The sequence below is a fragment of the Streptomyces prunicolor NBRC 13075 genome (assembly GCF_000367365.1).
GTDB lineage: Bacteria > Actinomycetota > Actinomycetes > Streptomycetales > Streptomycetaceae > Streptomyces > Streptomyces prunicolor.
In genome coordinates, this window is record NZ_BARF01000103.1 from 57,765 (window position 1) to 75,494 (window position 17,730).

Genomic DNA, 17,730 nt, shown 5'->3' on the forward strand with positions numbered 1-17,730 from the left:
AAGGATCTTGGCGCGATCTCGACGTTCCCGGACCAGTTGACGCGCCCCTTTAAGGGGCGCGGGGAACTGCGCGACGAGCCACAGCGGACCCGCACTCGCGCTACAACAGAAACCTCTTACGGCGCTTTGGCGGTCAAAGCCTCCACCAAAACCGGCGCAACCTGTTCAACCTGCCAAGCCCGAGCCCCGTACCCCGCAAGCGCGGCCCCCACAGACTCCACATCCACACTCTTCGGCGGCTCCCAGCAAACCCGCCGCACAGTGTCCGGAGTAATGAGGTTCTCCTGAGGCATGTTCAGCCCCTCGGCCACCGCCGACACCGCAGCCCGCGCCGCGGACAACCGAGCCGCAGCCTCAGGATCCTTGTCGGCCCAAGCGCGAGGCGGAGGCGGCCCAGTGACCGGCTGCCCAGGCTGCGGCAGCGCAGAGTCGGGAAGGGCCTTCGCCCGATCGACCGCCGCCTGCCACTGCTCCAGCTGCCGCCGCCCCATCCGATGCCCGAATCCGTTCAACCCGGCCAGCGCCTGCACGTCGACGGGAAGAGAGAGCGCGGCCTCCACGATCGCCGCGTCCGACAGCACCTTCCCCGGCGACACATCCCGCCGCTGCGCGATCCGGTCCCGCGTCTGCCACAGCTCCCGTACGACACCGAGCTGCCGACGCCGCCGTACCTTGTGCATCCCGGACGTACGACGCCACGGATCCTTGCGGGGCTCGGCCGGCGGCGCCGCCGCGATCGCGTCGAACTCCTGGCGGGCCCAGTCCAGCTTGCCCTGCCGGTCGAGTTCCTTCTCCAGCGCGTCCCGCAGATCGACGAGGAGCTCGACGTCGAGGGCGGCGTAGCGCAGCCAGGGTTCGGGCAGCGGGCGGGTGGACCAGTCGACGGCGGAATGTCCCTTCTCCAGGACGAATCCGAGGACGTTCTCGACCATCGCGCCCAGGCCGACCCGCGGGAATCCGGCGAGCCGACCCGCCAGCTCGGTGTCGAAGAGCCGCGTCGGCACCATGCCTATCTCGCGCAGACAGGGCAGGTCCTGGGTGGCGGCGTGCAGCACCCACTCGACGCCGGAGATGGCCGTACCGAGGCCGGAAAGATCGGGGCAGGCCACGGGATCGATGAGTGCGGTGCCCGCGCCTTCACGGCGCAGCTGCACCAGATAGGCGCGCTGCCCGTACCGGTAGCCGGACGCGCGCTCGGCGTCGACGGCCACGGGACCCGTGCCGGCGGCGAAGGCCGCGATCACCTCGGCGAGGGACTCCTCGTCGGCGATCACGGGCGGAATGCCCTCTCGGGGCTCGAGCAAAGGGATCGGCGCCGTTTCGACGTCGTCCGGAGGGGCGCCTCCGGTGGTTCGCAGTGAGCTGTCTGCTGCGGTTTCTTGGGCGTCGGTCACCTGTCAAGGGTATCCGTGTATGGACAACGCCCGCCGACGGAACGTTCCGTCGACGGGCGTCTGGGGGTCGTAAACCAGTCAGGTAAGTGAAAGATCCGGTTCACGGCTCGATGGGGGAGCGGGAAGGAGAGCCGAAGGGGGTGTGGGGACGGGGTTGCGGGACAGGGTCAGTGGATGATTCCGGTGCGCAGCGCCACCGCGACCATGCCGGCGCGGTCACCCGTGCCGAGCTTGCGGGCGATGCGGGCGAGGTGGCTCTTGACGGTCAGTGCGGACAGGCCCATGGAGACGCCGATCGCCTTGTTCGACTGGCCCTCCGCGACCAGACGCAGGACCTCGACCTCTCGGCCGGACAGTTCGCGGTAGCCACCCGGGTGGCTCGGGGAACCCGGGGGGCGGCGGTGCATACGGGCGGCGGCGGAGCCGATGGGGGCGGCGCCGGGTCGGGTGGGGAGCCCGACGTTGTTACGGGTGCCGGTGACGACGTAGCCCTTGACGCCGCCCGCGAGGGCGTTGCGCACGGCACCGATGTCGTCGGCGGCGGACAGGGCCAGGCCGTTGGGCCAGCCTGCGGCTCTGGTCTCGGAGAGCAGGGTGAGACCGGAACCGTCGGGAAGGTGGACGTCTGCCACACAGATGTCGCGGGGGTTGCCGATGCGGGGACGAGCCTCCGCGACGGACGAGGCCTCGATGACGTCGCGCACACCGAGCGCCCACAGGTGGCGGGTGACGGTGGAGCGTACGCGCGGGTCGGCCACGACCACCATGGCGGTCGGCTTGTTCGGGCGGTAGGCGACCAGGCTTGCGGGCTGCTCGAGGAGAACGGACACCAGGCCTCCTGGGGTGTGGGACGACTTTCAAGGTCACAGTCGTCTTCGGCACCAAACCCCAGGTCCTTTAGAGAAAGATCACGATTTAGTGAGTATCAATCAGTTCAATTCGGACACGCTGTCGATCGTTCGGTGAACGAAACGGCTCGTTCGAGGGGCCACTCCTGATTGAAAGTGGCCGTATCGACAAAGACACCGGAAATGGTCGGTAAGACCTCGGTGTGCCTCGGGTAAGGCTCAGCGTGACTGCGGGCCCCGGCGTTGCGGCAGCGTGACGATGGACGCGTCGCCCGGACCCGCCGGCGGCAGGCCCGCGACCTGGGCCAGCAGATCGCACCAGGAGGCCAGATGCGCCGCCGTGTCCGGGACACCGCCCAGCCCCTCGCGCGGAGTCCACGAGGCGCGGATCTCGATCTGGGACGCGGACGGGCGCTCGGACAGCCCGCCGAAGTAGTGGGAGCTGGCCCGCGTGACGGTGCCGCTCGGCTCGCCGTACGTCAGTCCGCGCGCCTGGAGCGCACCGGTCAGCCACGACCAGCACACGTCGGGCAGTAGCGGGTCCGCCGCCATCTCCGGCTCCAGCTCCGCGCGCACCAGCGTCACCAGCCGGAACGTGCCGTGCCAGGCGTCGTGCCCGGCCGGGTCGTGCAGCAGCACCAGCCGGCCGTCGGCCAGGTCCTGATCGCCGTCGACGACCGCTGCCTCCAACGCGTACGCGTAGGGGGCGAGCCGCTGGGGCGCGGGCGTCGGATCGATCTCGATCTGCGGCCGCAGCCTGCTGTTCCGCAGCGCCTGGACCGCTGCCTGGAAAGCCGGCGGCGCCGTACCGCCCCCATCCCGGTCCCCCTCCTTGGAGTCGTCCATCCCGTCAGCGCCATCCGACAATCGTCCCTGAGCCGCAGCCATGCGGGAAGATTAAGGGGAACGGAGGCATCGTGCGGGACTAGACACCCGCTCTTGCGTTCAGCACACCGTGTAATCGCCTTCTGCCGCCGTGCGAGACTTGCCCTCGTGAGTGCCAACCAGAGCCCCGCGGGCCAGCAGCAGACCGCCACTTACGACTCCGCCTTCATGAAGGCGTGCAGGCGCGAGCCCGTCCCGTACACACCGGTGTGGTTCATGCGGCAGGCCGGGCGCTCGCTGCCGGAGTACCACAAGGTGCGCCAGGGCATCCCCATGCTGGAGTCCTGCACGCGGCCCGAGCTGGTCACCGAGATCACCCTCCAGCCGGTGCGCAGGCACGACGTGGACGCGGCGGTCTACTTCAGCGACATCGTCGTCCCCCTCAAGGCAATCGGCATCGACCTCGACATCAAGCCCGGCGTCGGCCCGGTCGTCGAGAAGCCGATCCGCACCCGCGCGGACCTGGCCCAGCTCCGCGACCTCACCCCCGAGGACGTCTCCTACGTCACGGAGGCCATCGGCCTGCTGACCGCCGAGCTCGGTTCCACCCCCCTCATCGGCTTCGCCGGCGCCCCGTTCACCCTCGCGAGCTACCTCATCGAGGGCGGCCCGTCCCGCACGTACGAGAACGCCAAGGCGATCATGTACGGCGACCCCGAGCTCTGGGCCGACCTCCTCGACCGCCTCGCCGACATCACGGCCGCCTTCCTCAAGGTCCAGATCGAGGCGGGCGCCAGCGCCGTCCAGCTCTTCGACTCCTGGGCCGGCGCGCTCGCCCCGGTCGACTACCGCCGCTCGGTGCTCCCCGCCTCCACGAAGGTCTTCAAGGCCGTCGAGGGCTACGGCGTCCCGCGCATCCACTTCGGTGTCGGCACCGGCGAGCTGCTCGGCCTGATGGGTGAGGCCGGCGCGGACGTCGTGGGCGTCGACTGGCGCGTCCCGCTGGACGAGGCCGCCCGTCGCGTCGGCCCCGGCAAGGCGCTCCAGGGCAACCTGGACTCGACCGTCCTGTTCGCCCCCACGGAGGCCGTCGAGGCGAAGACCCGCGAGGTCCTCGACTCGGCGAAGGGCCTGGAGGGGCACATCTTCAACCTCGGGCACGGCGTGATGCCGTCCACCGACCCGGACGCGCTCACCCGGCTCGTCGAGTACGTCCACACGCAGACGGGCCGATAGGCGCCCTCACCACGTGTGCCGGGGCCGGGCCCGCCTGCCGAACAGCAGGCCGCGCGGTTCCGGCGGCGGGGGAGTGCCCGCCTTGAGCGGCCAGGCCAGCAGCATGCCCGCCAGGAACCCGACGACATGCGCCGCGTACGCCACGGTGCCCGCGTCGGAGACGCCCTCGCCGGACGAGTAGAACGCCTGAAGCACGAACCAGAAGCCCAGCACCAGCCAGGCCGGCAGGCGCAGCGGCAGGAAGAACAGGAACGGCACCAGGACCCACACCCGGGCCTTCGTGTACAGCACCAGATAGGCGCCCAGGACACCGGCGATCGCCCCGGAGGCGCCGATCAGCGGGTCGGTCGAGTCGGCGTTGAGCAGCGCGAAGCCGTAGCCCGCCGTGTAACCGCACACTACGTAGAAGAGCGTGTAGCGGATGTGGCCCATGCGGTCCTCGACGTTGTTGCCGAAGATCATCAGGAACAGCATGTTGCCCAGCAGATGGATCCAGCTGCCGTGCAGGAACATCGCGGTGAAGACGCTCAGCGGGGCCGACTTGTCGTAGCTCGGCGGGCCGACGGCGCAGCCCGCGCCGCCGGGGCCGGCCTGGACGGCGCCGGTCGGGACGATCTGGGGCATCTGATGGTGGATCAACTCCCGCGGTACGGCCGCGTAGTGGTCCAGGAACGCCTGCAGATGGCACAGCTGCGAGAGGTCGCTGCCGCCCGCCACGGAACCCGCTATTCCGGGCGTGAACAGGAAGACGAGCACGTTCGCGGCGATGAGCGCATACGTCACCCAGGGCGTGCGGCGCACCGGGTTCACGTCATGGACGGGGATGACCACAAGGGATTAGTGCCCCCGATCCGCGCGGCGAACCGGTGAACACCGCCGTCCGCCTGTGCGTATGACTCCTCAACCGCCTGCGGCGCGGGGAAGGCGTGTCGCGGGGACGACGTGAGGAACAGGCGATGAACGACCGGATTTCCCCTCAGATGACCGCCACGCCCGACGGCGAGGCCGAGATCTCCCTGGTGGTGCGCCTCCCCTGGGAAGACGTCGCCAGGCTCGGCCAGGAAGCGGGACGCCTGGCCGCGCAGATGCAGCGGCCGGTGACCCTGGACGAGGCGGTGAGCAACCGGCTGCGGTCCAACGCGCTGGGTGCCCACGCGAAGCCCGCGACGGCGGCACAGCCCGCCGCGATGATGCCGCCGAGCGCGTCGGTGTCCTCGCTGCCCGCCAGGCCGCCGGCCGAGCAGGCACGGCAGGCCATAGACCGCATCAACGGAACCGCGTAACCACGCTCAACGCCCGCTCGCCTGGACCTTGGCGGTCGCTTTTCGGGCCGCCACCAGGACCGGGTCCCACACCGGTGAGAACGGCGGGGCGTAACCCAGGTCCAGGGCCGTCATCTGCTCCACCGTCATCCGGGCCGTGAGGGCGACCGCCGCGATGTCGACACGCTTCGCGGCGCCCTCCCGGCCGACGATCTGCACGCCCAGGAGACGGCCGGTCCGGCGTTCGGCGAGCATCTTCACCGTCATGAGGGAGGCCTCGGGGTAGTAGCCCGCGCGGCTGGTCGACTCGATGGTGACCGCCTCGAACTGCAGCCCCGCGCGGTGGGCGTCCTTCTCGCGCAGTCCGGTACGCGCGATCTCCAGGTCGCACACCTTGCTCACGGCCGTACCGACCACCCCCGGGAAGGTCGCGTAACCGCCGCCCGCATTGGTGCCGATGACCTGCCCGTGCTTGTTGGCGTGGGTCCCCAGGGCGATGTGCCGCTCCTGCCCGGAGACCAGGTCGAGGACCTCGACGCAGTCGCCCCCGGCCCAGATGTTCTCGTGCCCGCGCACCCGCATCGCCATGTCGGTGAGCAGCCCGTCGTGCTGCCCGACCGGCAGCCCGGCCGCCTTCGCGAGCGTCGTCTCGGGCCGCACCCCGATCCCCAGGACCACCACGTCCGCCGGATACTCCGCGTCCTCGGTGACCACCGCCCGCACCCGCCCGTCGTCCCCGGTGCGCAGCTCGGTGACATGGGCGTCGTTGACCATGGTGATGCCCAGGCCCTCCATCGCCTTGTGCACCAGCCGCCCCATGTCCGGGTCGAGCGTCGACATCGGTTCCTTGCCCCTGTTGACGACGGTCACGTCATACCCGCGGTTGACGAACGCCTCCGCCATCTCCACCCCGATGTACCCGGCCCCGACCACCACGGCCCGACGCCCACGCGTGCGTGCCAGCGAGTCGAGCAACGCCTGCCCGTCGTCGAGCGTCTGCACCCCGTGCACTCCGGGCGCGTCCACCCCGGGCATGTCGGGCCGGATCGGCCGCGCCCCGGTCCCGATCACGAGTTTGTCGTACGACGTCCAGGACTCGGCCCCGGAATCGACGTCACGCGCGCGTACCCGCCCGCCCGCGACGTCCAGCTCCACGACCTCGGTCCGCATCCGCAGGTCGATGTCACGCGCCCGGTGCTCCTCGGGGGTGCGGGCGATCAACTCCTCCGGCGCGGACACGTCACCACCCACCCAGTACGGGATGCCGCACGCCGAGTACGACGTGAAGTGGCCGCGCTCGAAGGCCACGATCTCCAACTCGTCCGGCCCTTTCAGGCGACGTGCCTGCGACGCCGCGGACATGCCCGCCGCGTCGCCTCCGATGACGACCAGTCGTTCCCGGGTGCCCCTCGCACGGCTCATGTCCATGCGAACACGCTACGGGGGCCGGTCATTTCAGTCCTGCCCACCCGACTCCTCCAGCCGGGCCGCCGGAACGGTCGCGGCCCGACGCGCCCGTACGAGACGCAGCCACACGACGAGCGCCAGCGCCGCCACGGCCGCGAACGGCAGCACCGCGCCGAGCGCCAGGGCGATCCAGCGCAGCATCGTCACGAAGACGTGCCAGCCGCCCGCCACGGCGTCCACGAAGCCGGGGCTGTCGTCCTTCGCGGCGGCCTGCGACAGGGACAGGGTGATGGTGGCCAGGCCGGTGCGGTCCTTCAGGGAGGCCTGTTGGGCGAGCAGCGCCTCCAGGTCGGACTCGCGGGTGCTCAACTCGCCCTCCAACTGCACCACATCGCTGAGCTTGGTGGCCCGGTCCATCAGCTCACGCACGCGTGCCACGCTGGCCCGCTGCGAGGTGATGCGGCTCTCCACGTCCACCACCTGGTCGGTCACGTCCTGAGCCTTCGCCGTCCGCTCCAGGAGCTTGCCCGCGCCCTCCAGATCGGCGAGGGCCTCGTCGTACTTGTCGGTGGGCACCCGCAGGACGACCCGCGTGCGCTCGTGGCCCTGCCCGTCGCGGCTGGTCGACTCGTTGCCGACGAACCCGCCCGCGTTCTCGGTGGTGGTCCGCGCCTCGTCGAGCGCCTTCGGCACGTCCTTGACCCGGACGGACAGGGAGGCCGTACGGATGATGCTGCTCGCGGTGAGCTTGGGCGTCGTCTTGGTGTTCCTGGCGTTGCCGCTGCCGGACGCGCCCTCCTGCTGGGCGGTGTCCGGGGCGACTGCCTTGGCGCCCGCGCCGGCATCGCTGGCGGAGGTCGCCTTGTCCGCGCTGCCGCTGCACCCGGCCAGCGCGAGCGCCGAGGCCAGCAGCAGACCGGCCAGGGCCTGGACGGGGCGTGCGGAGTGTCGTGTGCGCATGGGTCGGTACCCCCGAGGATCGTCGTGACGACTGACGCTCCTTCGACGCCGGGACCGGGCGGGACGTTGGCCGGAAACGGTCCCGATGCGGTCACGGTCGGGACTCGCACCGGACACCGGGCAGGACACCGGGCCGGAGCCGGACTGTCAGTGGGGTCTGAGAGGCTGGGAACATGCGCGAAGTGGAGACCCGTACGGGCACAGGGCATGTCGTCGTCATCGGCGCCGGGATCGGCGGGCTGGCCGCCGCACACCGGCTGCTGGACAGAGGCGTGCGCGTGACCGTCGTCGAGGCGTCGGACCGGGTCGGCGGCAAGCTGCTGCCCGGCGAGATCGCGGGCGCCCGCGTGGACCTCGGCGCCGAGTCGATGCTGGCCCGCCGCCCCGAGGCCGTCGCACTGGCCCGCGAGGTGGGCCTCACCGACCGCCTCCAGCCGCCCGCCACGGCCACCGCGTCGATCTGGACCCGGGGTGCCCTGCGCCCCATGCCCAAGGGCCACGTCATGGGCGTCCCCGGCACCGCCGCCGCCCTCTCCGGAGTCCTCTCGGACGAGGGCCTGCACCGCATCGAGCGCGACGCCGATCTGCCCCGCACGGAGGTCGGCGACGATGTCGCGGTCGGTGAGTACGTGGCGGCACGCCTCGGCCGCGAGGTCGTCGACCGTCTCGTCGAGCCCCTCCTGGGCGGGGTCTACGCGGGCGACGCGTACCGCATCTCGATGCGCTCCGCCGTCCCGCAGCTCTACCAGGCCGCGAAGACCCACGACTCGCTCACCGAGGCCGTCCGGGGCATCCAGGAGCGCGCCGCCGCCGCACAGCAGACCGGCCCGGTCTTCATGGGGATCGAGGGCGGAGTGGGCCAACTCCCGCTCGCCGTCGCGGAGTCGGCACGGGCGCGGGGCGCCGAGATCCTGACCGGGACACCGGTGACGGAGCTGCGCCGCAGCGGGACATCGGGCTGGCGGATCGTCGCCGGAGACCGCGTGCTCGACGCGGACGGGGTGATCGTCGCCGTACCGGCCCCGGTCGCCGCCGAGCTGCTGCGGCCCGAAGCACCGGGCGCCGCCGCCGAGTTGAGCGCCGTCGAGTACGCGTCGATGGCCCTGATCACCCTCGCCTACCGCCGCGCGGACATCGAACTCCCCGAAGGCAGCGGCTTCTTGGTGCCGCCGGTCGACGGCCGCACCATCAAGGCGTCCACCTTCGCCTCCCAGAAGTGGGGCTGGATCGCCGACGAGAACCCGGACGTGCTGGTTCTGCGCACCTCGGTGGGCCGGTACGGCGAGACGACGATCCTGGAGCGCGACGACACCGGCCTCGTGGACGTCTCCCGGCACGACCTGCGCGAGGCCACCGGCCTCGAAGCCACGCCCCTCGAAACCCGAGTCACCCGCTGGACCGACGGCTTGCCGCAGTACCCGGTCGGCCACCACGCGCGCGTGGCCCGCATCCGCGAGCACGTGGGCAAGCTCCCCGGCCTGGCGGTCTGTGGCGCGGCCTACGACGGTGTCGGCATCCCGGCCACCATCGCGAGCGCGTACGCGGCCGTCGAGCGGCTGACCGGTGACCCGGTGCCGAGCGCCTCCGGCGGAGCGGGAGAATAGCCCCATGAGCGACGACGCCCCCACCACCGAGCCCGACCGCATCCCGAACAAGGGCAAGCTGGCCAAGGACCTCAACGAGGCCATCCGCTACACCCTGTGGTCCGTCTTCAAGCTGAAGGACGTGCTGCCCGAGGACCGCGCGGGATACGCCGACGAGGTCCAGGAGCTGTTCGACCAGCTCGCCGCGAAGGACGTGACCGTCCGCGGCACGTACGACGTCTCGGGCCTGCGTGCCGACGCCGACCTCATGATCTGGTGGCACGCCGAGACCGCCGACCAGCTCCAGGAGGCGTACAACCTCTTCCGCCGCACCAAGCTCGGCCGCGCCCTGGAGCCGGTCTGGTCGAACATGGCGCTGCACCGCCCCGCCGAGTTCAACCGCTCGCACATCCCGGCCTTCCTGGCCGACGAGACGCCGCGCAACTACGTCAGCGTGTACCCGTTCGTGCGGTCCTACGACTGGTACCTGCTGCCCGACGAGGACCGCCGCCGCATGCTCGCCGACCACGGCAAGATGGCCCGCGGCTACGCGGACGTGCGCGCCAACACGGTCGCGTCCTTCTCCCTCGGCGACTACGAATGGCTCCTGGCCTTCGAGGCCGACGAACTCCATCGCATCGTCGACCTCATGCGCCACCTCCGCGCCTCCGAGGCCCGCATGCACGTCCGCGAGGAGGTCCCCTTCTACACGGGCCGCCGCAAGGACATCGCAGACTTGGTAGCCGGCCTCGCATAGTCGCCCTGTTTTTAGTCTTTTAGGGGCGCGGGGAACTGCGCGACCAGCCCCCACCGGGCGGCAGACTACTTACTGCCCGGTCGCGCAGCCTTCGGCTCAGCATGCGGCGCACAAGCAGCCCGCCGCTCCGGCAACCGCCCTTCCAGCAGGTAAGCGTCCAGATACCCGTTGACGCACTTATTGGATCCACCGGCGATCCCATGGGTCCCCGCATCCCGCTCGGTCACCAACACCGAGTCGGACAACCGCCGTTGCAACTCAAGCGCCCCGTCGTACGGCGTAGCCGCATCCCGCTCGGCAGCAAGGATGAGCACTGGCGGCAACTCACCCGGCCCGGTCCGCACATCAAGCGGCTGCTGACGCGGCGCGGGCCAATACGCGCACGGCAGATTCATCCACACGTTGTCCCACGTCTCGAACGGCGCCACCCGCGCCAGCCGCGTGTTGTCCCGGTCCCAGACACTCCACTCGGTAGGCCAGGCCGCGTCGTTGCACTCGACGGCCGTGTACACCGCGTTCCCGTTCTCCGCCTCGACAGCGGCCCCCGGCGTCGGCCCGGCCTGCTGGATCAGCTGCTTCGGGTCGCCCTTCAGGTACGACGACAACGCGGCGGCGCTGTGCGGCCAGTAGTCGTCGTAGTACCCGGCGGACAGGATCGCGCCCTGCAACTGCGCAGGACCGACCTTCCCGCCCGCGGGCTTCTCGGCGAGCCGCGCCTCGGCCTTGCGGTAGTTGCCGAGCACCTTCTCCGGCGTGTCGCCGAGGCCGTAGACGTCGTCGTGCTTGGCGATCCACTCGCGGAAGTCCGTCCAGCGGCCCTCGAACGCGGCCGACTGGTCGAGGTTGTTGCGGTACCAGATCTGCTCGGGGTCCGGGTTCACCGCCGAGTCGAACACCATCCGCCGTACGTGGGAGGGGAACAGCGTCGCGTACAGCGCCCCGAAGTACGTCCCGTAGGACGCGCCCATGAACGTCAGCTTGTCCTCGCCGAGTGCGGCGCGCAGGACGTCCAGGTCGCGGGCGTTGTTCAGGGAGTTGTAGAAGCGGAGCTTGCTGCCGGAGCGCTTGGCGCAGCCGCGTGCGTAGCTCTTGGCCTCGGCGATGCGTTCCTTCTTGTACGACTCGGAGGGGTACGTCGGCGACTGCGAGGGTGCCTTGAAGAAGTGCTTGGGGTCCTCGCAGGACAGTGGCGCCGACTTGTCGACCCCGCGGGGGGCGTAGCCGACGAGGTCGTAGGCCGACGCGATGCGCTTCCACTCGGGGAGCATGCCGATCAGCGGGAAGTAGAGGCCGGAGGCGCCGGGGCCGCCGGGGTTGTAGACCAGGGAGCCCTGGCGGGGGACTCTGCGCTTGCTGTTGTGCGGGTCCTTGTGGGTGGCGCGGGCCCGGCCGACGGTCAGTTTGATCTGCTTGCCGTCGGGGTGCGCGTAGTCGAGCGGGACGGAGACCGTGCCGCACTCCATGGTGCCGGGCAGGTCCTGCGCGTCGGGGCACTTCCCGAAGTCGATGCCCCGCGCGCGGGCGTGCGCGGCGGCCAGCGCGGTGCCGGTCAGCTCGGCGGCCCGGACGCCGGGAACGCCCGGGGTACCGGTGGCCGGGGCGGCGGCGAGGGTGGTCAGCAGCAAGGACCCGGCGGCCGAGTACAGGGCGGCGGCTCGCATGGTGGGGTATCCCTTCGGAGCACGGCAGCAACAGAAGGGATGTTTCGTTCGCTTGTTGACGAAGGCAAGCACCGTCGGGCGGTGTCGGCCCCAATGACCCCTGTGCGCCCCCGGGGAGCGCCTTCACGCTGTGGTCAGCGGCGCCACTCGTCGAACTGCTCGCGGTACTGCTCGCGATGCGCGAAGGCCGCCCGCAGATCCGGCTCACCGACCGCGCGGATGCCGCGTACGGCGACGGACGTCAGATACGTACGGTCGTCCCCGCTGCCCGCGTGCCGCGCAAGCGTGCCCAGCAGCCGCTGACCGGCCGGGGAGGCCCAGCGCGAGTACGGGTGCACCTCGACCCGCGCGATGGCCAGACAGCTCAGCGTGAGGGCGAGCGGCAGCCCGAACCAGAGCGCGACCAGCCCCCGCGGCATCTCGGCCCCCGGCGTCAGCAGCGCGATCACGCCCAGCGCGAGCACGACGAGCGCGGCGGCCCGCACCTGCCGTACCCCCGCCGCAACGGTCGTACCGCTGCCGTCCGGTACGGCGAGACCCGCGTCGACGAGCCGGACCGCGACGTCGCGCACCGCGTCCGTGGCCGCCGCGTTGGCCCGCACCGGGCCGATCCTGGACTGTCCTTCGGGCCCGATCGCGCCTATCACCGACCGCTCGATGGCGTCCCGGCCGCGCGGGTCGACGACGGTCGCCCAGCCGGTGTGGGCGAGCAGCAGCCGGTGCTGCCGCGCCATGGAGACGAGCGTCAGATCGGCGACCCGCGCGGGACCGCCGGACAGGAACGCCGCCTCGTAGAGCGTCAGATCGTGTCCTTGGCCCGCGTCGTCCGTGTCGACGGCCGCCGCTCTGACGGCGGCCAGGCACAGCCGCGTGCACGCCGTGCTGGCGACGGCCCAGGCCAGGAGCAGGAGGAGGACCCAGAACATGCCAAGTTTCTATGCCAAAGGCCCAGTGCGACGCCATGCCTTGTTCACAATCCGGACGGAGCGTTGTCGGTATGTGACGTTCCGAATGTCCGGAAACGAACCACGGCCGAAAACAGCTCTACGGCTGGTTCGGCGCCGGTGGGCTGGAGGCGGCCGGCGGGAGTGTGTAGGTCGGGGAGACCGACGGGGTCAGCGGGACGACCTGGCCGGGGTCGGCCGCGGCGGAGACGCTGGGTACGGGCGAGCTCGACGTGGCCATGTCCCGGGCCAGCGCGCCGAAGTCGACGTAACCGGTGGCCTCCAGGACCTTGATGTGGTCCAGGACGGTCGTGTTCGCGTCGTCGGCGAGGGCGCGGACCAGGGAGTTCTGGGTGGTGGCGCGGACCTGCGCGACCACCGTGAACACCTTGCCGTGCGCGAGACGCAGGATGTTGGCGAACTCGCGGTCGAAGTCCACGCCCTGCGCCGCGTTCAGTGTGGCGAGCCACTGCTGTTGCTGCGCGTTGGGCTGGTTCGGCAGCGGCAGCCCGAGCCGGGCGGCGACGTCACGCACCCGCTCGTCGAGGAACGTGTGCCCGTCGATGAGGTGCTGACCCGCCGTCCGTACGGCCGCGGTCGTGCCCTTCTCCTCGGCCTGCCGGCCGGCCGGCAGCTCCCACAGCCCGGCCAGCCGGACCTTGGTGACGAAGTCCCGGTCCAGCGCGGACAACGGCCCGTACTGCGTGGTCACGGTCTGGTCGCTGAGCACGCTGGCACCGGTCGTCCCGGACCGGTCGGCGTAGGACCAGACCGGGAAGACCAGCGCGGCCAGGGTCGCGGTCAGGCCCATGATGATGACGCCTGTGCCACTGAATATGCCTCGGCCCTGTACGGGGGGTCGCGGTCGCATGGGATGCCTCCTGTCACGGCACCGCACATGAGTGTGCTTTTCGTGCGCTTCTCGTGCGGAACCGCAATATTACTGTGGAGTCACTGTCACCTTCCAAGGCCCCACGTCAGCGCCGCCGCCCGCCCGCTGTCGACCCCTCAACGCCGCAGCAGCACCCGCCGGGTGGCGCGGGCGAGCCGGACCGCGGGCCGCGTCGAACGCGGCGCGGGCCCCGAGCGCTCCAGCCACCACTCCCGCAACTCCCGCCGCGCCCCGGCGTCCTCGGGCCCGCCCGAGAGCAGCAACTGCCCGGCGAAGTCCAGCGCGTCACGCCGATAGCCGCCGGTCATCGGGTGCGAGTGGGCGTACGCGAGGAAGGCCGGCCGGTACGACTCCCCGAGGATCAACGGCAGTTCGGGAGCCACCTTGGCCACGACATCGGCCCGCTTCACCCCGAGCGCTCGCGCCTGCACACCGAGCCGAATCCGGTCGAACCCGTCGGGAACGGGCGTCCCGGCGACCAGGGCGGAGAGCAGGGCGGTCTGGGCGAGGGCGAGGCGTTGGCGGGTGCAGTCGGAGGACTGCGGTGCGGCCGGGGAAGTGGGAGGGGTGGGCCGAGCAGAGGCGGTGGTGGTCTCGGGCGTGGGTGCCGCCTCCCGCGAGGGCACCCTGCTCGCGGCCGACCGTGCCCATCCCTTGGTCAGCGCCCCCTGAATCGCCTCCAACTCCCGCTCCAGCGCGGCCGGTTCGGGGAAGTTGTCGTCGCGCTCCAGCAGCACCCCCGGCGGGGAGACGCGGGACGCCAGGTCGGTGAGGATCGCGAGGACGGAGGCGGGGACGGGGTGGGCGTGGGTGTCGTGCCAGACGCCGTCGCGTTCGACGCCGCCCGCGACATGGACGTAGGCGATGGCCTCGACGGGGAGTTCGGCGAGGGCCTTGGCCGGGTCCTCGCCGCGGTTGACGTGGTTGGTGTGCAGGTTGGCGACGTCGATGAGGAGGCGTACGCCGGTGCGGTCGGCCAGTTCGTACAGGAACTGGCCCTCGGTCATCTCCTCGCCCGGCCAGGCGAGGAGCGCGGCGATGTTCTCGACGGCGAGGGGTACGGGCAGCGCGTCCTGGGCGATGCGGATGTTCTCGCAGAGGACGTCGAGGGCGTCGCGCGTGCGCGGGACGGGCAGCAGGTGGCCGGCTTCCAGGAGCGGGGAGGCGGTCAGCGGGCCGCCCGCGCGGACGAACGCGATGTGTTCCGTGACCAGCGGCGCGCCCAGCGCCTCGACCCGCTCGGCGAGTGCCGTCAGCCTGCCCCCGTCGGGGCGGTCGGCGCCGCCGAGGCCGAGGGAGACGCCGTGCGGGATCACGGTCACGCCGCGCTCGCGCAGCCGTATCAGCGAGTCGGGGAGGTGGCCGGGGCAGACGTTCTCGGCCACGGCCTCGACCCAGTCGATGCCCGGCATGCGCTCCACGGCGTCCGCGATCTCCGGCCGCCAGCCGATGCCCGTTCCCAGTCGCTCCATCGTCCGTCCCCGTTCTCCAGGCAAGCCATGAACTCCACAAGTTCGCTGTTCGGTGTGACGGGGGTATCACCCACGGGCAAGGCCCCGAACCTCGGCCGCGTCACCTTCAGAGCAACATTTGAGGTTCGGGGCCCGGACTCGGGTGGCCGGGGGCGGCCTAGCCCAGCACGCCGTTCGAGTCGACCGGATCCGGTCGGCCGGTGTTGACCGTGCCCGGGGCCGCCGGGGACGGCCGGGAGGTGGTCCGGATGTTCGGGCTCGCCTCGGCGACGGGGGCCGAGGGCGCCACCTGGCCGGGCACCGGCGCCGCGGGGCCGGTCGGGCTCGCGGTCGAGGCGTTGGCGATCGAGTTGGCGATCGAGTCGAAGTCGACCCGCCCGGTCTTCTCCAGGATCGTGATGTGATCGAGCACGGTCTGGTTGGCGTCCGACGCCAGCTGTCGTACGAGCGTGTTCCGGGTGGTGTTCCGTACGGCGCCGATGGCCGGGAAGATCTTGCCGTGCGCGGCCCGCAGCAGGTTGGCGAACTTGTACTCGTACTCGGCGCCGGTCGCCGCGCTCATCTCCCGCAGCCAGCCCTGCTGTTGCTCGTTCGGCACGTTCGGCAGCGCGACACCGAGCTGGGCCGCGATGATCCGCACCCGCTTGTCGAGGTCGGCGTGACCGACGATGAGATGGTCCCCGGCCTCCTTGATCGCCTGGCTGGGCGCCCGCTCGATCGCCTGCTGCCCGGCCGGCAACTCCCACAGCCCGGCCAGCCGCACCCGCACGATCAGATCCCGGTCGGCGGCCGTCAACGGCCCCACTCGGTGTTCACGGTGCCCGCCGCCACGTTCGCCTGCCCGGTCCCCCCACGGTCGGCGTACGACCACATGGGAAAGACGAGCGCACCGGTGGTGGCGACGATGGTCGCGATGAACACAGCCGTACCGTTGATACGACGCAAGGGAGCCTCCCGGGGGAACCAACTGGTCGTTGGAAAAGTGACGCTTGGCCAGTGCCAGGAGGTACGCGCGGGCATGTCGCCTTGTTCAAAGGGAGGGCAGGTTCTCTCAAAGGGCAGGCAAAGGAAGCGAGTTCAGCGGCTCTTCGTCGGCCAGTGCTCCGGCGTCCGGCCCAGCAGCCGTAGCGCCTCGTCCAGCGGGCCGGCGTCCGGCGGTACGTCGAGCGGCGGGGCGAAGGCGAACCCCGGTCCGCGTACGGCCGGTTCGGTGGGCACCAGCTGGGCCACCACCAGGGCGATGCCCAACACGTCGTCCGACAGGTCGAGTTCCACGTCGAGGGTGGCGGTGACGTCCCAGGCGTGGACGACGTAGTCGATGAAGTGGAAGCCGATCGCCGTCCGGCCGGGGAAGCTCGCGCCCAGCTCTGGAAGCGCGAACTCCCGCTCGGTGGCGCCGGGTTCGGCGAACGCGGCGAGGACAGCGGTGGCCGCCGCGCGGTGCGTCCGGGCCGGCTCGCTCAGGTCCGCCGGCTCCCGCCAGTACGCCCTGTCCCGGCCCGCCCCGCGCGCGGCGGCCGCGAACCCGTGATGCTGCGCGGCCATGTGCGCCACGAGCCGCCGCAGGTTCCACCCCGCGCAGGGGGTGTCCCGCTCCCAGTCCTCCTCCTGCGCCAACTCCACTACGCGCAGCGCCTCGTACACGGCGATCCGGTCGAGCTCGACGATGTCCGTTCCGGTGGCTGTCATGGGACGTGAGCCTAAAACTGTGCGAACGGTCGTGCTACTTGTTTTCGGCCGAAGTGGCAGGGAGGTGCAAATGCGGTGCGGATCAAGGGACTTGAGGGGCTTCAGGCGCTTCAGGGACTTGAGGAACTTCCGAAGGGGTTACGGCCGCGCTCCGCAGCCGTGCCGTTATGCCGACACGGGCCCGGCGGTACGCGGTCTCCTCGTCGTGCAGTACGGAGACCACATTGGCCGTCTCCATCAACGCGACGATCTCGAAGGCGAGTTGGGGTATGTCGGTGTCGGCCCGCAACTCGCCCGCGTCCCGGGCCTCGGCGACCGTCCGCTCCACGAGGGCCGTCCAGTCCCGCTGCGCGCCGACCACCGCGTCGTGCACCGGCCCGGACCGGGCGTCGAACTCGGCGATGACCTCGTAGAAGAAGCAGCCGCCCGGGAAGACCCGCCCCCGCGAGTACTCCAGCCACAGCTCGCACAGCCGCCACAACCGGCCTACGCCGAACGGGAGTTCGGCGGCGGGCTTGATGACCTTCTCCGTGTAGATGCGGGCGGCCTCGCGCACGGTGGCCAGTTGCAGCTCCTGCTTGGAGCCGAAGAGCGCGAACACCCCGCTCTTGCTGAGCTCCAGCTCGGTGGCCAACCGGCCGACGGACAGCGCCTCCAGGCCCTCGACGGAGGCGATGTCGACGGTACGGCGCAGGACGAGTCGCCGGGTGCGGTTGCCCCGCTCGACCCGGCCGTCGAGTCGTGTCGTACCCGCGTCCCCGTCAGCTGTCCTTGTCGCTCCGCCTGCGCTCATGGTGGTC

General features: G+C 71.1%; 16 protein-coding genes and 1 pseudogene. 4 read left to right on the plus strand and 13 right to left on the minus strand.

Annotated elements, in window-relative coordinates:
- Window positions 1-116 precede the first annotated feature (116 nt).
- From SPR02S_RS43380 to SPR02S_RS43390, 3 genes are all read right to left on the minus strand, one after another.
- On the minus strand, window positions 117-1,394 hold the full coding sequence (locus SPR02S_RS43380) for a ribonuclease D (RefSeq protein ID WP_078623168.1): 1,278 nt from the start codon (window positions 1,392-1,394) through the stop codon (window positions 117-119).
- A 167-nt stretch (window positions 1,395-1,561) separates the two neighbouring features.
- Window positions 1,562-2,224, minus strand: coding sequence for a response regulator transcription factor (locus SPR02S_RS43385; protein ID WP_019063311.1), 663 nt, complete (start codon window positions 2,222-2,224; stop codon window positions 1,562-1,564).
- 237 nt (window positions 2,225-2,461) lie between these two features.
- Window positions 2,462-3,088, minus strand: a complete 627-nt coding sequence (locus SPR02S_RS43390) for a DUF3000 domain-containing protein (protein WP_019063312.1) — start codon at window positions 3,086-3,088, stop codon at window positions 2,462-2,464.
- A 147-nt stretch (window positions 3,089-3,235) separates the two neighbouring features.
- Between SPR02S_RS43390 and hemE the strand changes: the two genes are divergently transcribed.
- A complete protein-coding gene (gene hemE / locus SPR02S_RS43395; RefSeq protein WP_019063313.1) occupies window positions 3,236-4,303 on the plus strand; it encodes a uroporphyrinogen decarboxylase in 1,068 nt (355 codons plus the stop codon).
- A 6-nt stretch (window positions 4,304-4,309) separates the two neighbouring features.
- Here the strand turns inward: hemE and SPR02S_RS43400 are convergent, their stop codons facing one another.
- On the minus strand, window positions 4,310-5,134 hold the full coding sequence (locus SPR02S_RS43400; RefSeq protein ID WP_019063314.1) for a rhomboid family intramembrane serine protease: 825 nt from the start codon (window positions 5,132-5,134) through the stop codon (window positions 4,310-4,312).
- A gap of 125 nt (window positions 5,135-5,259) precedes the next feature.
- Here SPR02S_RS43400 and SPR02S_RS43405 point away from each other — a divergent pair, with 125 nt between their 5' ends.
- Entirely contained in the window at window positions 5,260-5,586 is a 327-nt protein-coding gene (locus tag SPR02S_RS43405; protein WP_019063315.1) for a hypothetical protein, read from the plus strand.
- A 6-nt stretch (window positions 5,587-5,592) separates the two neighbouring features.
- Here SPR02S_RS43405 and SPR02S_RS43410 read toward each other — a convergent pair whose 3' ends face one another.
- A complete protein-coding gene (locus tag SPR02S_RS43410) occupies window positions 5,593-6,993 on the minus strand; it encodes an FAD-dependent oxidoreductase (protein WP_019063316.1) in 1,401 nt (466 codons plus the stop codon).
- Window positions 6,994-7,020: 27 nt separating this feature from the next.
- The gene (locus SPR02S_RS43415) at window positions 7,021-7,932 is read right to left on the minus strand and encodes a DUF4349 domain-containing protein (protein WP_019063317.1); all 912 of its coding nucleotides are present in this window, start codon (window positions 7,930-7,932) and stop codon (window positions 7,021-7,023) included.
- Window positions 7,933-8,105: 173 nt separating this feature from the next.
- Between SPR02S_RS43415 and hemG the strand changes: the two genes are divergently transcribed.
- Together hemG and hemQ are read left to right on the plus strand one after the other, a co-directional pair.
- Window positions 8,106-9,536 (plus strand): protoporphyrinogen oxidase, encoded by a 1,431-nt coding sequence (hemG, locus tag SPR02S_RS43420; protein ID WP_019063318.1) that lies wholly within the window; start codon window positions 8,106-8,108, stop codon window positions 9,534-9,536.
- A 4-nt stretch (window positions 9,537-9,540) separates the two neighbouring features.
- A complete protein-coding gene (gene hemQ / locus SPR02S_RS43425; protein ID WP_019063319.1) occupies window positions 9,541-10,272 on the plus strand; it encodes a hydrogen peroxide-dependent heme synthase in 732 nt (243 codons plus the stop codon).
- A gap of 65 nt (window positions 10,273-10,337) precedes the next feature.
- On the opposite strand, the gene SPR02S_RS43430 is transcribed toward hemQ, so the two are convergent.
- The 7 genes and pseudogenes from SPR02S_RS43430 to SPR02S_RS43460 form a co-directional block, all read right to left on the minus strand.
- Entirely contained in the window at window positions 10,338-11,933 is a 1,596-nt protein-coding gene (locus tag SPR02S_RS43430; protein WP_019063320.1) for an alpha/beta hydrolase, read from the minus strand.
- Between the two features lie 134 nt (window positions 11,934-12,067).
- Window positions 12,068-12,859: a TIGR04222 domain-containing membrane protein gene (locus SPR02S_RS43435; RefSeq protein ID WP_019063321.1), complete on the minus strand. Its 792-nt coding sequence runs from the start codon at window positions 12,857-12,859 to the stop codon at window positions 12,068-12,070.
- A gap of 118 nt (window positions 12,860-12,977) precedes the next feature.
- Window positions 12,978-13,748 (minus strand): DUF4142 domain-containing protein, encoded by a 771-nt coding sequence (locus SPR02S_RS43440; protein ID WP_026151406.1) that lies wholly within the window; start codon window positions 13,746-13,748, stop codon window positions 12,978-12,980.
- A gap of 137 nt (window positions 13,749-13,885) precedes the next feature.
- Window positions 13,886-15,241: an MbnB/TglH/ChrH family RiPP precursor modification enzyme gene (locus tag SPR02S_RS43445; RefSeq protein ID WP_019063323.1), complete on the minus strand. Its 1,356-nt coding sequence runs from the start codon at window positions 15,239-15,241 to the stop codon at window positions 13,886-13,888.
- A 157-nt stretch (window positions 15,242-15,398) separates the two neighbouring features.
- A pseudogene (locus SPR02S_RS57605) lies at window positions 15,399-16,186 on the minus strand (DUF4142 domain-containing protein).
- A 132-nt stretch (window positions 16,187-16,318) separates the two neighbouring features.
- Complete coding sequence (locus SPR02S_RS43455; RefSeq protein WP_019063324.1) at window positions 16,319-16,930, minus strand: TIGR03086 family metal-binding protein; 612 nt, start codon at window positions 16,928-16,930, stop codon at window positions 16,319-16,321.
- A gap of 82 nt (window positions 16,931-17,012) precedes the next feature.
- The gene (locus SPR02S_RS43460; RefSeq protein ID WP_019063325.1) at window positions 17,013-17,723 is read right to left on the minus strand and encodes a TetR/AcrR family transcriptional regulator; all 711 of its coding nucleotides are present in this window, start codon (window positions 17,721-17,723) and stop codon (window positions 17,013-17,015) included.
- Between the last annotated feature and the right edge of the window lie 7 nt (window positions 17,724-17,730).

Excerpts from the sequence above, each read along its gene's own strand:
- SPR02S_RS43455 (WP_019063324.1), bottom strand. The coding sequence starts at position 16,930 with ATGACAGCCACCGGAACGGACATCGTCGAGCTCGACCGGATCGCCGTG.
- SPR02S_RS43430 (WP_019063320.1), bottom strand. The coding sequence starts at position 11,933 with ATGCGAGCCGCCGCCCTGTACTCGGCCGCCGGGTCCTTGCTGCTGACC.
- hemG (WP_019063318.1), top strand. The coding sequence starts at position 8,106 with ATGCGCGAAGTGGAGACCCGTACGGGCACAGGGCATGTCGTCGTCATC.
- SPR02S_RS43435 (WP_019063321.1), bottom strand. The coding sequence starts at position 12,859 with ATGTTCTGGGTCCTCCTCCTGCTCCTGGCCTGGGCCGTCGCCAGCACG.
- SPR02S_RS43440 (WP_026151406.1), bottom strand. The coding sequence starts at position 13,748 with ATGCGACCGCGACCCCCCGTACAGGGCCGAGGCATATTCAGTGGCACA.
- SPR02S_RS43415 (WP_019063317.1), bottom strand. The coding sequence starts at position 7,932 with ATGCGCACACGACACTCCGCACGCCCCGTCCAGGCCCTGGCCGGTCTG.
- SPR02S_RS43410 (WP_019063316.1), bottom strand. The coding sequence starts at position 6,993 with ATGGACATGAGCCGTGCGAGGGGCACCCGGGAACGACTGGTCGTCATC.
- SPR02S_RS43405 (WP_019063315.1), top strand. The coding sequence starts at position 5,260 with ATGAACGACCGGATTTCCCCTCAGATGACCGCCACGCCCGACGGCGAG.
- SPR02S_RS43390 (WP_019063312.1), bottom strand. The coding sequence starts at position 3,088 with ATGGACGACTCCAAGGAGGGGGACCGGGATGGGGGCGGTACGGCGCCG.
- hemQ (WP_019063319.1), top strand. The coding sequence starts at position 9,541 with ATGAGCGACGACGCCCCCACCACCGAGCCCGACCGCATCCCGAACAAG.
- SPR02S_RS43445 (WP_019063323.1), bottom strand. The coding sequence starts at position 15,241 with ATGGAGCGACTGGGAACGGGCATCGGCTGGCGGCCGGAGATCGCGGAC.
- SPR02S_RS43460 (WP_019063325.1), bottom strand. The coding sequence starts at position 17,723 with ATGAGCGCAGGCGGAGCGACAAGGACAGCTGACGGGGACGCGGGTACG.